The sequence below is a fragment of the Streptomyces sp. NPDC001852 genome, from assembly GCF_042891825.1.
In the GTDB taxonomy this organism is placed as follows: domain Bacteria; phylum Actinomycetota; class Actinomycetes; order Streptomycetales; family Streptomycetaceae; genus Streptomyces.
The window spans coordinates 1-15,637 of the sequence record NZ_JBIATN010000057.1 but is presented as its reverse complement, the minus strand read 5'-3'; the positions used below and the strand labels follow the sequence as shown (position 1 = coordinate 15,637).

Below are 15,637 nucleotides of genomic sequence, written 5' to 3'. Positions count from 1 at the left end.
TGCCGCATGATCACCGTGTGAGACGTGCACTGAAGTGGGTCGGACCTCTCTATGTGGTTTGGGTCGTGGCGGGCGTCTGGTGGTACAACACCCACGGCCACCACCACACCCCCGATCTTCGTGCCATCCTCCCCGAGCTCACCGGTCTGCTGGGGCTACCCACCGCGCTGATCGCCGCGGTCCGCCTCGGCAAGAAAGAGCCAGCGTCTGCCCGCCTGGAGGACGTCGCCGATCAGCTCGCCCAAGGCGTGCGCCGGCAGTGGGAAGCCGAAGCACGGGTACGTCGTCTCAACGACCCCTTCCCGCTGTCGGTCGAATGAGAGCGTCCCCACCCACCGCCTGGTGGTCCTCGGCGAGCCGGGGGCCGGCAAGACGATGCTGCTCATCCGGCTCCTGCTGGGCATGCTGGAACGCCGCCTGCCTGGCGGCCCGGTCCCGGTGCTGTTCCCTCTCGCTTCCTGGGACCCCCTCCAGCAGGACCTGTACACATGGATGGCCCACGAACTCGCCCAGGACCACCCCGCTCTACGCACCCCTGCCCCGGCCCTTGCCCCGCAGGCCGGTACCAGTACCCAAGCACGCGCCCTGCTCGAGCAGAGGCTGATCCTGCCCATCCTCGACGGCCTGGACGAACTCCCCCATGCCCTAGCCACTCAGGCCCTGTACGCCATCAACCAGACGCTGCCATCCGGGCAGCCGCTCGTGGTCTCCAGCCGCACCGCCGAATATCGCAACGCCCTCACCACCCCCATCGGGACCACCCTGCTATTGAACGGAGCCGCGGGCATCCGCCTGCTCCCCCTGGACCCCACGAAAGCAGCCGCCTACCTGCAGCGGGACGCCGGAAGTCCTGATAGGAAAGCCGCAGCTCGCTGGAGTCGAGTCGGCGAATCACCGGGCACCGGCACCCCCCTGTCCGAGGCGCTCAACACTCCGCTTGGACTGTTCCTGGCCCGCACCATCTACAACCCCCGCCCCGACGAACAACTCCCCGCTCTCCCCAACCCCGACGAACTCCTCGACCAAACCCGCTTCCCCACCCGCCAGCACATCGACACCCACCTGTTCACCGCCTTCATCCCCGCCGCCTACCGCCCCCACCCCGACCAGCCCACACCCTGGAACGCCCAAAAAGCCCAGCACACCCTCGACTTCCTCGCCCACCACCTCCAACACAACCTCGGCGGCACTCCCAACCTCGCCTGGTGGCAACTGCCCCGCGCTCTCCCCCACGGACGGGCGCTCATAGTGCTCGCGGCCGGGCTCATCGCCGGGCTCGCGGTCGGTCTCCTGAGCGGGCTCGGGAGCGAGGTCGGGGTCACGTTCGGGCTCGTGGCGGGGCTCTTGTCCGCAGCAGCGACTGCAGTGATCACCTCGTCCGCACGAGACCGCCCGAGTTCGGGAATCCGCTGGAGCTGGCGAAGGAAATCCTGGCTCACCTGGGGGCTCCCCCTGTGGCTCGTCTTCGGGCTCTTGTTCGGGATCGTGTACGGGATTGTCGGCAGGCCCCGGATGGCGCTCCTGCTCGGGCTCATGGGCGGGCTCCCGTTCGGGCTGCTGGGTGGGCTCAGATCCGTGCACCCCGACCTGGAAAAAGCAGTGGGACCAGGCACGGTCCTGGCACAGGACCGGCGCACCTTCTCGGTGCTCACACTCGCAGGCGGAATCACGGCCGCGCTCACGGTTGTCCTCGTGACCGCGCTCGCGCTCCCCTTCGGGTTCGGCACCGACCTCGGACTCGTATTTGAAGACGCGATCACGTACGCGATCGGGCTCGGGCTCCCGGTCGGCCTCATGCTCGCACTCGCCCGGTCGGTGTGGATGCAGTTCCTGCTGGCGCGCATCACACTTGCGGCAGCGGGGCGTGTGCCCTGGCGTTTCATGAGTTTCCTGGCCGACGCCCACGAGCGGCGAGGCGTGCTACGGCAGGCAGGAGCGGTCTACCAATTCCGCCACCTCGCAGAACACCAACCATGACCAACCAGTCCCCAGCCGCACTGCGATGCCGCGCTCAGCGGCCAGCCGCTCGCGCAGCACCGCAGCGGCCTGGTCGGCGTCGTCGAGGAAGAGCCCGAGCCTGGGGATCGCGGCCAGACGCACGTCCGGGTCGAGGTCACGGGCGAGTTCGGCGAACTGCGCGCCCCGCTCCCGCAGGAAGGCGACGGCCTGCGCCTAGCCCATCGGGGGTAGTACTCGATCTCGGTGCCGTCGTCCTCGAAGCCCCGGTCGAGGGACTCCCGGCCGATGCTGACCAGCAGCGCGACAATGGCGGCCCGGTCGGGCGTGGCGCCGTCGGCGGCCAGCTCGCACAGGAAGGGCAGGCCGGCTGCCGTGGGTGGGTACACGCTGCCCTGATGGTGAACCGCACCCCAGAAGCGGCCGAGGCCTTGCGGCGTTCCTCCGCCTCCGGGGAACGCAGCGCCCACAGCAGCTCCGGCACCTCCGCAGCCGAGCCGTGCGCATGCGTCATTCCTCTATATCAGGCAAACCCCAACACGACAGCTCAAGCGACCCGCCACCACAACTAAACCTCGCAAATCACAGCAGCCCCACTGGAAATTCCGATGGGGCTGCTTTCCACGTGTCAGATAAGTCTTCCTTCACCACGAATAGACGGATGCCGGAGACCTATCACCACAAGGAAACCTACGACTCACACAGGCGGCATGATCACGGAGTTCCGAGAACATTTGCCACCGCTTCGTGGACCTGGGTAGCGATGCGGGTTAGCTGCCTGGTCTCGTCAGCTCCGTGAGCGGCCCTTTCCATCTGCCACTCAATAAACATTGGAGCGAACCAGATGAGCTGCACGAGTCTCGACTCGATCATCTCCCCAGGCTGTGGGATCTGCGAAAGCAGCGCCACGTAAGCCTCGCCAGCATCCAGATCGAACTGTCCAGATCGAAGCTTTCCAAGGAATCCCGATTCATCGTCCCAGGCCGCATCTAGCAGCTCCAGCAACTCTTCCAAGACAACCTCCTACGGCCAGTACCCAACGATCGCTTCCGCTGGCACATTCTGCCAGATTAGCACCTCAGAGTCCTTCCTGGCATAAGCGCTATGCCTCGGACTTGACGGGAAAGGGCCATCGGAAATATCCACATAACTAAACGGAATTCGGCGCAGATCGATTGCCACCACCCCATTGCCTTGATTATATTTCCCAAAGGCGATGGCTGGATTCTTGGTTGTGGATATCCAGGGCGTCATCTTCTTTCCGGCAACGTGTGACAGTGGCGACACGCCAGCATTGCTGGGATCCCGTGCCCTCAGTCCCACCGAATGATCCTCGCCCTGGGCAAGGGCCCGGTAAACAATATTTCCGTTGGGATCCGGCCCGGAGGGACAATTGTGAACCAGGACCGGCGTGGCACCTGCGAGTACATAGTATGTGTGGAGTTCGTTGACCGTGAGGTTGTACGTCGGGAGGTGGGTGGTGTAGTTGCGGACCGTGGCCACCGTCACGGTGCCGCCGTGCGTGCCACGTAGGTGGTCGCCGATGTGGAGGTCACCGGCGTTGACCCAGCGGTGACGGGTGATGTCCCAATAGGGGTGGTGCTGAGTCGAGGTGATCGTGCTGTCGCCGTGGACCGTGTGGACGGTCAGGTCGGTGAAGTCGGTATCACCCTTGGTGACGATGGTGGCGGTGACTTTTTCCGGCTTGGTCTTCCCGGTGAGCGGGTCGCTGGCGAGAACTGTCTGACCAGTGGTGACGGCGCTGATCGCCTTCTTGGCGCCGTTGGCCATCTCAACCACTGTCGTGGCCGTGAAGGAATTGCATCCGCCGGAGCCGCTCAACAGCTTGCCGAGGGAGTTGGCCAGGGTTCCGTCGTCGAAGCGGGAGGCCAGGAATTGCCCGGCTCCCTCGGCAAGTCCGCCGGTAGCGCCACCGACGACGCCGCCGCTGACAATGGCGCTGGCGGTACCGGCTGCCGAGTGGTCGCCGTGCGGGTTCAGTGCGTTTTCGGTGAAGCTGCTGGCGGCTCCCGCGAAGGCCCCGCACTGGGTGGCAAGGGCGAACCCGACGCCTTCTTCCGCTGTGGCGCCGGAGGCCGCGTAGCACACTCCGCCTGCGACACCTCCGACGACCATACCGGCGATCTGTGCCTTGTGGTCCCACAGGTAGCCGCCAGCCTGCTTGGCGTAGCAGACCGGGTTCCAGCCGCAGTCGTCGTGACCGCCGCCACCACCACCGCCGCCACCACCACCACCACCGTAGCCGCCACCGCTTCCGTGCGCTGTGCCGCTGCTGCAGGAGCCGTGGTGGCAGCTGCCGGCGCTGGGGTTCTCCGGGTCGATTGGACCATCTGTGATGATCTGGCCGGAGCCGTCGCCCTTCGGGGTGCCGACACCGCACAGGTCGGCAGGGCACAGACCGGTGGGGTCGGAGTGGCTGACCGGGTTGTCGCCGGCGTACGCGTAGCCGCCGATTTGGTTCGGGTCGTTGGCTTCCAGGTAGGGGTCGGCGCTGATGAAGCGTCCGATTGTGGGGTCGTACTCGCGGGCGCCGAGGTTGGTGAGGTTGGTTGTGGGGTCTTTGGTGCCGCCGACGAATCCCTTGTTTCCGTACCAGGTGGTTGGTTGGGTGCCGCGCGGGTTCCCGTAGGCGTCGAAGGAACGGAAGGTGGGAGTTTGGGCGGTTTGGTCGAGTGCGAGAGAGCTCGTGCTCTGGTAGTTGCTGGTCTGGAAGCTGTAGCTGGTTCCGGAGCCGTAGCGAACGCAGGTGGTTCCGCCGGGGAGGGGGATGTATCGGGTTCCGCTGACGCTGCTGGTGCTGGGGTCGTAGGTGACGTCCTGGTCCGGCAGATAGAGGGTCTTCTTGCCGGTGGGGTCGGTCTGGATGAGCAGATTGCCGTGCGGGTCGTACTGGTACTGGCTCGGATTGGTTTGTCCGGTGGACTTCAGGGACGTGAGTTTGCCGTTGTTGTCCCAGGTGAGGGTGTCGGTGCCGGACGTGGTGATTGTGCGGGTGGTGGTGTTGCCGTCCGCGTCGTAGCCGTAGGTGGCGCCGGTCTGGGTGCCGTCGGGCAGGGTGGTGGTGGTGCCGGTCAGCGTGTCGGGCTGCTTCGTGGGGTCGGCAGACTGCCCGTAGCTGTAGGTGGTGCTTGTGTCGCCGCCTGAGCCGCCGACGGCGTGTTGGACTTGAGTTTTGCGGTTGCCGTCGTCGGTGAACGTCCAGTTGGTCCAGTACGGATTCGGACCGCCGACATTGGGGTTGGAACCGCTGGTCGTAGGCGATGCGGCGCACTGGTCGGTGGCGGTCCAGGCTTGTGTGAGCCGGTCAAGGCCGTCGTATTGGTAGCACTGGGTGTCGACGGTGGTCCCGTTGTTCTGGCTGTCGGTGGAACTGGTGATGTTGCCGACCGGATCGTAGGTGTACTTGGTGTCGTCGACAGTGGCCGGTGCCGTGTAGCGCTGGGTGTTGACCTCGGTGACGTTGCCCGTGTGATCGTCGTAGCTGTAGCCGAGGACAGCCGAGGTGGATCGCAGGCCGAGGGTCGTGCTGAGCACCCGGGAGTAGGCGTCGTAGCTGGTGGACCCGGTGTAGGTGTTCAGTCCGCCGACGGAGTTGGGCAGATCGTAGGAGTTGTAGCCGGCGTTGACGGTCTCCGCGGGCAGGCTGCCAGCCGCCGGATAGCTGATGCTCTTGGGAAGTTCGGTGTTGGAGGAGTAGGTGTAGGTGTAGGTGTAGCTTCCGGCGAGCCCGGTGACGCTGATCGGAATGGTGATCTTGGTGCCGGTGGGCTTGCCTGATTTGGTGAAGCCGGTGGTCGCGGTGGTGCTGATCAGGTTGCCGCTGCTGTCGTAGCTGCTGGCGGCGGTCTGCCGGCCGATGCTGTTCGGGACCGAGGAGTCGTCATAGGCCCAGGATGCGGAGATCGGGGCGCTGGTACTGGTGCCGTTGTAGACGGCGGTCGGGCGGCCGAGAGCGTCGTAGGTGTAGTAGAGGGTGGCGTTCTTGGCGTCCGTGGTGGACTGCAGGTGCCCGTCCGCGTCGTAGGTGTAGTGGGTCGTGCCGGTGTCCGGGTCGTCCTGCTGGTTCTTCTCCCCCAGCAGGTTGTAGCTGAAGGTGCGCTGGGCTCCGCTGGGGGAGGTGAGTGCCGAGATCTGTCCGTGGCTGCCGGAGGCGTCGTAGGTGGTGAGGGATTTGGTGAAGGTCCCGCCCGTGACTTGGTCGCCGTTCACGGTGGGCGCCGTGGTGTAGTTGTCGACCTCGGTGGTGCGCCCGCGGGCGTCGGTGACCGTGGTCGTGATCTTTCCGCCGGTCGGGGGGATGACGGTGGTGCGGTCGCCGCCGTAGATCGTCTTGGTCTGCGAGACGGTGTTGTTCAGGTGTTTGGAGACGTCAAGTGTGGGGCGTCCGTCGCCGTCGAAGGTGATGACGTCTTGGTTGGGCACGACGTTGTCGGTGGTGGCCGTGTCCAGGGTGGTGCTGGGGGTGTTGCTGCCGTCCCAGTAGGCCTGGTTGGCCTTGGTGAGCCAGCCATGGCTGTCGTAGAAGTTGTCGGTCAGCAGCCGGCCGCCCTTGGGCGTGGGTGTCTGGGTCTGGCGTTGGCGCAGCAGGGCGTCGTACAGGTCGATGGTGGCGCTGTAGGTGCCGTTGTCCAGCAGGGTGTTGGTGGTCACGGCGGTGGGGGCCGTGGCGGAGAGGTTGTAGGTGTAGGTGTAGCTGGCGGTCTGGGTGGACTTGGATCGGTTGGGCAGCCAGATGGCGGTTATCCGGCCGAGTGCGTCGTAGGTGGTGTCGGTCTCGGCGCCGTTGGGGTCGACCACCGTGGTGGGCAAGGCGCGTGTGGGGTCGAGGGTCGTGGTGGTGGCGTGGCTGAGTTGGTCGGTGGTGGTGACCTTGGTGGTCAGGCCGGCCGTGGTGGTGTAGTCGGTGTGAGCGTCGTTGCCGAGGCCGTTCCAGGCATCGGTGACGCGGCCGTAGCTGTCGAAGGCGGAGGCGGCGGCGATCTGGTAGGTGAAGGCGCCGTTGCTGTAGCCGCTGGCCTTCTCCACGATGGAGGGCTTGCCGGCGGTCGGCGGGGTGGTCTGCGGGAACGGCGGGACGGTGACGGGCCAGCTGGTGGGGTTGGTGTCGTAGAAGGTGCGGACGTCGGAGATGACGTCGGTGGGCCGGTTGACCGCGGTGGGGTAGCCGAGACCGTCGGTGGTCTGGCTGTTGCCCGTGGCGCAGGCTCCCTGGTCGGTTTCGCTCTCGGCGACCAGGCCGAGGATGTTGGCCGTGGTGTTGGCCGGCGCGTACGTCAGGGAGGTGCAGGTCTCCTGGGCGGGCTTGGAGATGTCGCCGTGGTCGTCGGTGAACAGCAGCAGGCCGGTGGTGGGGTCGTAGCCTTGGTCGACTTCCGTTGACCGCCAGGTCTCCGGGCTGGTGGAGGTGATCGCGGTGGTGGTGTAGGTGTTGGATGCGCGGACGATGTTGGCGGTCAGGTCGGGCAGGCCACTGCGGGTGCGGGTGGCGGTCGGGGCGCTGACCCAGTAGTCGTTGACGGTGGCGCTCACTACGTCGCCGCCCACGCCGTTGTAGCTGATCGCCTCGCGGGGTCGGCCGGCGAATTGGTCCTTGTCGGATGTCGAGGTCTGGGCGCCTGGGACGGTGACGTCAGAGGAAAGCGTCACGCTGACGCTGCGGGTCTTTCCGCCGGGCAGGGTGTCGCCGTCCATGCCCTGGAAGAACCGCGTGTCGGTGAGGGTCTGTCCGTCACTGGTCGACCCGGTCATGGTCTGCACTTCTGGGTAGCCGCGCCACTGGCTCCAGGTGCGGTACTTGGCCTTGACGACCTCGTTGTCGTCGTAGTGCCACGCCGGATTGCCCAGGTACTTGTAGGAGCTGACCGTGCCTGGCGACCCGCCGGTGCTGTCGTTGTCGGTGACTGATGTGACGACGAACTTGTTGAACCAGTCGAGCGTCGGGGTGGACTGGCCGGGCAGCGCCCAGTACACCGGATAGCACAAGCCGGTGTTGGTGGACGGGTCGGATACCGGTGTGCAGGACGGCGAGGAATAGGCGACGGAGATCTGGTCACCGGTCTCGGTGGTGATACCGGAGATCCGGTAGTGGACCATGTCCGGGTAGCCGTCACCGGTGTTGACACGGTTGATCAGCTTCTCGCCGGTGAAGGTGAGCGCCGGCAGCTGGATGGAGCCGCCCTCGTTGCCGGTGTGCGTGATGGAGTTCAGCCAGAGCGCTGGGGTGGTGCCGTCCCCGGGGTCGGGGAAGGACTGGCTGAGCGTGTAGGTGTCGACCGCGGCGTATGCGGAGCTCTGATAGATCTCCGTGGTGATCTTGGTCAGGCGCTCTTCCGTCCAGAACGACGGACCGTGGATGCTGCACGAGGCGCCCTGAGCACAGTTGAGGTCGTAGGGGACGTCGGGCCAGTTGGCGGTGTTGGACGAGATCGGATCACAGCTGCTCGCCACGCAGCGGTCGCCGGCGGTGAACTGGATGCGTTGCGGGGCGCTCGCGCTGTAGGCGTGCCCGTCGGTGAAGCCGTAGTCGACGTGGTCGAGGTAGCCCCCGCGGGTGTATGCGACGCCGGTGGTGCCGTTGTCGGCGCCGTAGTAGTTGGTCTCCGTTTTGTAGTAGTAGGCCTCGGCGGTGCCGTTGGCGGCCTTGACGTAGTCGAGGTTCCAGCTCCACGCCTGCAGGCAGGAGGCCTGCGAGAAGGTGGCGTTGTAGCAGGGATCACCGCTGTGGGCGCCGTAGACGGGGACGGTCCAGGCAGAGTTCGTGGTGGCATTGCCCGTCGCCCAGCCCGGGAGGCGGTTCAGGCCGAAGAAGTACTGCGTGCCGTCGGTGGTGGTGATCTTCCAGTAGTCGCCGTCGTAGGTGCCGTTGTTGCCGCCGGTGAGGAGCTCGACCTTCTCGTTCTCGTCGTTGGACAACCGCCACCCGGTCGGCGTGGAGGTGTCGTGGACGATGTCGGCTGATTGGGAGCCGAAGGTGACGTGCAGGACCTGGCCCAGCCAGCAGTTGTCCTGCACCTTGGGTGCGGTTCCGGCCGGGTCGTCGGCGCAGGGAATGTAGGCGCGTGTGACCGAGCCCGGGGACATGCTCCAGCCGTCCCCGATCCAGGAGGACTGGTTACTGGTGGCTGCGGTTTCGCCGTCGACCGACTGGGAGTCGTAGTTGAGCGACAGCTTCGGATCCAGGCCACCCGCCGAGGGAGGGCCCGTGATCGGGTAGGAGTAGGTGAAGTCGCCGCTGGAACCGCCGGCCGTCCAGGAGCCGGAAGGATGCAGGGGGGTGGCCGAGTAGTCGCCGGTACCGCCGGAGGTGCTGGAGGTGGCGGCGAGAACCATCGTGCTCTGCGCCGCCGACGTCGCCGAGGGAGCGGCGGTTGTTGCGCTGTGGGCAGATGCCGACCCGCGGGAGGGAAGGCGGACGATGCCGGTGACGGTGTTCGAGCGCGGGCTGTTGGCGCCGTGCAGGGGGCTTTGCACGCGGCACGCTGCCCGGGACGGTGTGGTCAGTGCGCACGCAGGCATTTGGACCAGCCGCAGCCGCGAGGCCCAGTTCCCGCCATAAGCGGCCTTGAACTTGGCGTAGTTGACGGACAGCGAGACCGTGCCGCTGCCGGTGACCGCCCGTGGCGTGACAGTCATGAGCACGCCGTCGACACCCGCCCGTGCCGCCGCGGCGTGGTCCAGCACATGGACAGCTATCTGTCCCGTGGTCCCCGACGCGCGGGTAGTGCTCCTCTTCTTCGAGGACGCAGACGCCGGCGCGGTAGCAGCTACCGAGACCGGCAGGGTTCCCGCCCGCGCACCGGCCGTGGTTGGTGTCGACGCCGCAGGTGAGGTCTTGCCTCCCGGGGTGCCCAGCGTGGCCACGCCCGTTGCGGCTGCGGGCCATGCCGTAGGGGCCGGCCGCCACCGGTTCTTTGACGTCTGGTCGCGCAGGGCCACGACGTGCTTCGGCACCCGGTGGACGGGGACCGATGCCACCGCTGAGGTATGCGGGGCAGGTGGCGCCGTCGTCGTCGCGGCCTGAGCGGGCGCAGCGACGGCCGTCGCGATCACGGCAAGCGAGGCAGCCTGTGAAGTCAGCCGCCGAATCGGTGGCAGGAGCCTGCGTATCCGGTGACCTACGGGCCCGCGACCACTCCAGATGCCCACTGCCCCACCCCTTCGAAGATCACAGAAGTCCGGCAGAACATAGAGCGCTCACCATGAACGCACCAAGCGTCGTTACTTTTTATTTGCACATGACGCGCCGAAAAAGGTCTCAAACGCTTCGAATTCGCGCCACAACGTTCGCACGATGTTCACGTGCACCATGAAGAGGTTATTTAACTGTCAAGTTGCTGCCAGGTGACACCTGTCAAATCGTCATTTACTGCTGGAAGACGGTGGCTTCCGCCTCTCGCCGGTGGTGGAGGAACCGTTTGATCACGCTTACCGTGCACACACGCATGCATCTGAGATGGGGGGACGGCGTCCGCACCAGCTTGGCGCGTCCGAATGCGTGCTTGCCTGCCAACCGATCGGGATGCCAGCGCATGCTGGTGGCGCCAAGGGCCCAACTGGCTGTCCGGGGAAGAGCGCGGTATCACGATGCGGATACTCGCGGCATGACCTCACGGGCCCGTCGGGCGGCACGTGCGGCCGTACTCCTCCTGACGTCGAACGGAGAGTCGTGACCGCACCACCTCAACCGACGGGCCATCGGCTCAGAGGCGCCATCGCTCTGGTTGCCCTCACCGCCTTGTCAGCCGTCGGCCTGGCGGCGCCCGCCGACGCAGTCACCACTGCGTCGCCCGCCCATCCCACTCAGCCGTCCGCGGCCGCGTCCCCGACCTCTCATCCTGCGGCGCGTGACCGCGCCAAGTCGTCGACGTCGCCGACCACCGCGGCAGAGCGCCGGGCGAAGGCGACCGGCAAGCCTGTCGTCATACCGCAGCTCACCACGGCGACGCAGCAGATTGCAGCCAGTCCCAAGGGCGGCCTCATCCTCACCGAGAGCGCAGCGCCGGTAAGGGTGTACCGGCAGGGACGCTGGATCCCCATCGACACGACGCTCCATGCCAACGCGAACGGAACCTACAGCCCGGCTGCAGTCGCGACCGACCTCTATCTGTCGGGCGGAGGACGCACCCCGCTGGCCACCGTCATCAGCGACGGACGCACGTTCTCCCTCTCTTGGCCCACGGCGCTGCCGAAGCCAGAAGCGAGCGGGGACACCCTGACGTACGCGAACGTCATGGCGGGTGTGGACCTCAAGGTGACAGCCGACCAGCTGGGCGGTTTCCGCGAAGTCCTCGTCGTCAAGAGCGCTCAGGCTGCCGCCAACCCTGCGCTGGCGAAGCTCAACCTCGCCACCAGTGCCCCCGGGCTTTCCCTGAGCGCTGACAAGGCCGACAACCTGACCGCCCGCGACAATCACGGGCAGCCGGTGTTCTTCGCCCCCACCCCGATCATGTGGGACTCCTCCACCGCACACAGCACTGCTGCGTCGGCCGAACCGCGTACGAAGTCTCTCGCCGCGCCCTCCCCTGTGACGGCTGCCGCGGGAGCGCATCGCGCGCGCATCGCCGCCCGGGTGGTGGGAAGACACACCATCGCCTTGACGCCCGACCGGGCCATGCTCACCAGCAAGTCCACCCACTATCCCCTGTACATAGACCCGAACTGGGATACGTGGACCGGCAAGAAGCCCGGGTACTTCGAGGCACAGCAGGGCTGCCCGTCCTCAGCGAACTCATACGACAACACCACCTACGAACCCACCGGTGACGGCGTGGGCTACAACGGGTGGAGCGGCTGCATCGGCATCGAAGAAACCTACCTCCAGTTCACCCTCTCGAGCACGATCTACAAAACCGACATCTCCTCCGCCACTCTCAAGGCCACGGAGTCCGCAACCGCATCCGGCTCACTCAGCGCCGACGTGAGTGCGCACCTGGCGAGTTCAACGATCGGCAGCGGATCCGACTGGAACAACAAGCCCAGCTTGGGATCCGCCTTGGACACCCACTCAGTGGGCCCGGTCACCAGCAGCAGCAACCCCAGTGTCGGATTCAATGTGAAGTCCGCCGTCACCGGCGCCAAGCGCGGCGCCACACTCACATTCGCTCTCACCGGAGACGAGAGCAGCAGCGGGAGCGACTACTTCAAGCGGTTCTTCGTCAGCGGCACCTACGCGCCCACCCTGGTCGTGCTGTTCAACGCCGCTCCCCAGGTGGCCAGCGCCTACACCAGCCCCGGTACCACCTGCTCGGCCGCAGCGCCCTTCTCCACCATCGGCAACACCGCCATCACGCTGAAGGCCAAACTCACCGACTCCGATCCCGGACAGACACTCACCGCACATTTCGCCTACTCCCACTACAACGGCTCCCAGATCGCCTCCTCCATACCCACGCAGACGACCACCAACGGCGGCGTACTGTCCTGGAACATCGGCACCCTCGGCTCGGGCCAGTACACGTGGACCGTCTACGCCAACGACGGCATCGACAACTCCTCGACGACCACCTGTCATTTCACTGTGGACGTCACCGCCCCCAACCAGCCCGTACTCTCCTCTTCGGTCTTCCCCACCACGGACCAGCAGCCAGGCGCCACCAATCCGGCGCGCACCGCGGGGGGTACCGGCGACTTCACCTTTAACCCCAACGGCAGCACCGACGTCGCCAAGTACGCCTACTCCTGGGGATACGCTCCGCCCACTGTCAATCCGCCCCTGACGGTCACGGCCGCCGGCGGCAGCGCGCCGACACAAGCCACCCTCACTCCACCGTCCACCGGACTGAACGTCCTGTACGTTCGCTCGATCGACTCCGCAGGAAACATCTCCGGCACCGTCGGAGAACTGGATGTGTGGACGCAGTACACGCTCACTGCGGTATCCGCCGACGGCGACTACAACAACGACGGCGCGCCAGACATCATCGGCGTCGGCGCCTCAACCAACCCCGGTCTGTGGCTGTACGAAGGCAACGCCGACGCCAGCAACAATCCCAACGGCACGCTGGCTGCGCCCTTGCAGATCGGCGACAAGGGAACCGTGGGCGGTACCGGCAAGCCCTCCGACTGGAACGGGGCCCTGATCACCCACGGGCAGTTCACCGGCATCTCCGGCAACCAAGACCTGCTCGCCCGCACCGCCGACGGCGCCGTCACCGTATACCCCGGCACCGGAGACAGCGGAGACGATTCCACCTTCAACCCATCCGCTCAGACGTCGCAGCCGCTCAATGTCACGATCGCCAGCGTCGACGGGACAACCACTCCCCAGCAGGACTGGTTCCAAGACCAACAAGTCGTCGCAACCGGCGCGCTCAACGTCAACGGCAGCGGAGCCTGGCTGGACCCGAACAATCAAGGGCTCAGTCCTGATCTGTGGGCCATCCAGGGCGACGCCCTCGGCTACTACCACTCAACCACCACGGCCGCCACGTACAACCCCTTCACCGTCATTTCCGCCAGCGGCTGGGAGAACAAGAGCATCATCGACGCGGGGGTCGTCAACGGCTACCCCGCGCTCTGGTCGCGAGACAACAGCACCGGCGAGCTGGACCTCTGGACGACCACCGACGCCAACGTTCCGGCCGGCTCCCCTACGAGCACCAAAAAAACCCTTGCCACCAGCGGGTTCTCCACCAGCGACTACAGCATGCTGGCAAGCGCAGGAGACAACGGCCCGGGCGGCTGCCCTGAACTGTGGGGCGTTGCCGCCACCACCGGTGAGATGACGTTCATCCCCTGCAGCTCGCCGACAGCGCTTGCCGCTACGTCCGACGCGAAAGCGAAGGCTTCCGGGATCCAGGCCCTGGACACGACCACCACCACGGCGTTCAATCACGGCAATGTGATCGCCCAGCTCGCCGGGGACTTCAACGGCGACCGCAGAAGCGACGTCGCCCATCTCTACGACTACGGCAGCGGCCACCTCGCCCTCGAGGTCGAACCGTCCGATGCCAACGGCGACGGCGGTTTCGGGCAGTCCTACCTCGCCTGGGACGGGCCCTTGGCCGGTGCCAACACCAACCACATCTACGCAGCAGCCGGCGACTTCAACGGCGACGGCAAAACCGACATCGCACTCTTCTACAACTACACCGACAACAACGGCGCTCACGATGAGATCCAGACCCTCACCGCCGACGCCTCCGGGGACGGCAGGTTCGCAGCCCCGGTCTCCATCTGGAACAGCACCAATTTCGGTCCCGGAACCCAGATGATGACGGCCGGCGACTTCAACGGCGACGGCAAAACCGACATCGCCCTCTTCTACGCATACGCTGACGTCAACGGCCACGTCGCGGTGTTCACGCTGCAGGCACACGCCAACGGTGACGGCGGATTCGCCGCAACACCGGTCTCTGCGTGGTCCAGCACCTATTTCGGCCCCGGAACCCAGATGATGGCAGCCGGCGACTTCAACGGCGACGGCAAAACCGACATCGCCCTCTTCTACGCATACGCTGACGTCAACGGCCATGTAGGGCTCTTCACCATGACCGCCGACAGCAACGGCGACGGCGGCCTCGGTAACCCCACATCCATCTGGTCGAGCACGAACTGGGGGCCCAACACCAAATGGATGGCGGCCGGCGACTTCAACGGCGACGGCAAAACCGACATCGCACTCTTCTACAACTACACCGCCAACAATAGTTACGACGTCGCCATCTTCACCCTCAACGGGCAGGCAGGCGCCGCCCCCAGCAGCGTCTGGTCCAACACCGACTGGGGGCCCAACAGCCAGTACCTGGTCGCAGGCGACTTCAACGGAGACGGCAAAGACGACCTGGGCTTCTACTACGACTACGTCGCTCAAGCCCCGGCTCTGTTCACGCTGACGGCCGACGCCAGCGGCGACGGCGGCTTCGCCGCCCCCGTCCTCCGCTCCACAGGCCTGTAGGCAGCAGCGCCCGGTGTGGAGCCGGCCCCACAGGTCATCGCCCCCCACACCGGGCGCCTCCCCAACGCCAGCATCCCCCTGCCCCCCGGCAGGATTCAGGAGAAGCATCGTGCCCAGCCAGCGACGCATGCGCGCCGCCCTCATCAGTGCCATCGCGATCGCCGCCGGTCTCACCACCGGCCCCGCCATCGCCGACACCAGCCCTGCAGTGACCGCCAGCCTCCCGCAGAGCATCGACATCGCCGGCACTCCAGGCGACATGACCGTGACGGTCACCAACCCGCCCGCCACCGACGCCTTCATCCGGCTCTACTTCCCCGGCGGCACCACCGGCCTGACCATCACCGACACCAACGGCACCGTGCTGCCCGCCACCCCGGTGACCGGCAACACCACCGCCACCTACGTGGACGTGGACCGGGCCGACAGCAACAACAACGGCATCCCCGGCGCCCCACTACAAGCCGGCGACATCACCCTGCACATCTCCGCCACCTACCCCGCCTACGGCGCTGAGATGCAAGCCGAACTCATCGACGGGGCAACCGGCCACACCCTCTACGTGGCGACACGCCCCATCCCGGCGATCACGGTCAACGAACCCGACCTGCGCCATGCCACCGAAGTGGACTCCAACCCCTACCCGCTCATGCAAGGCCAGCCGGCCCACTACCCACTCGACGTCAAGCTACCCATGCTCGCGCCGCCCGCCGAGTCCCGCACCACGCTGACCTTCTCAGCCGCCCAGCTCACCGCCGGCGGATA

At 66.2% G+C, this 15,637-nt stretch carries 6 protein-coding genes; 4 read left to right on the top strand and 2 right to left on the bottom strand.

The genetic code is table 11. The features are described 5' to 3' along the window. Positions 1 to 17: 17 nt before the first annotated feature. Both ACFYZB_RS44670 and ACFYZB_RS44665 read left to right on the top strand, forming a co-directional pair. Positions 18 to 320: a hypothetical protein gene (locus ACFYZB_RS44670; RefSeq protein WP_388767631.1), complete on the top strand. Its 303-nt coding sequence runs from the start codon at positions 18 to 20 to the stop codon at positions 318 to 320. Between the two features lie 22 nt (positions 321 to 342). Next, positions 343 to 1,977 (top strand): NACHT domain-containing protein, encoded by a 1,635-nt coding sequence (locus ACFYZB_RS44665; RefSeq protein WP_388767629.1) that lies wholly within the window; start codon positions 343 to 345, stop codon positions 1,975 to 1,977. A gap of 693 nt (positions 1,978 to 2,670) precedes the next feature. Here the strand turns inward: ACFYZB_RS44665 and ACFYZB_RS44660 are convergent. Both ACFYZB_RS44660 and ACFYZB_RS44655 read right to left on the bottom strand, forming a co-directional pair. Beyond that, on the bottom strand, positions 2,671 to 2,970 hold the full coding sequence (locus ACFYZB_RS44660; RefSeq protein WP_388767628.1) for a hypothetical protein: 300 nt from the start codon (positions 2,968 to 2,970) through the stop codon (positions 2,671 to 2,673). A 9-nt stretch (positions 2,971 to 2,979) separates the two neighbouring features. After that, entirely contained in the window at positions 2,980 to 9,609 is a 6,630-nt protein-coding gene (locus tag ACFYZB_RS44655) for a polymorphic toxin-type HINT domain-containing protein (RefSeq protein ID WP_388767627.1), read from the bottom strand. 1,033 nt (positions 9,610 to 10,642) lie between these two features. Here ACFYZB_RS44655 and ACFYZB_RS44650 point away from each other — a divergent pair. Both ACFYZB_RS44650 and ACFYZB_RS44645 read left to right on the top strand, forming a co-directional pair. Beyond that, a complete protein-coding gene (locus ACFYZB_RS44650) occupies positions 10,643 to 14,872 on the top strand; it encodes an FG-GAP-like repeat-containing protein (protein ID WP_388767626.1) in 4,230 nt (1,409 codons plus the stop codon). Between the two features lie 109 nt (positions 14,873 to 14,981). Next, positions 14,982 to 15,637 (top strand): hypothetical protein (locus ACFYZB_RS44645; RefSeq protein WP_388767625.1); only part of this gene is annotated, 656 nt, incomplete at its 3' end.

Excerpts from the sequence above, each read along its gene's own strand:
- ACFYZB_RS44655 (WP_388767627.1), bottom strand. The coding sequence starts at position 9,609 with ATGACTGTCACGCCACGGGCGGTCACCGGCAGCGGCACGGTCTCGCTG.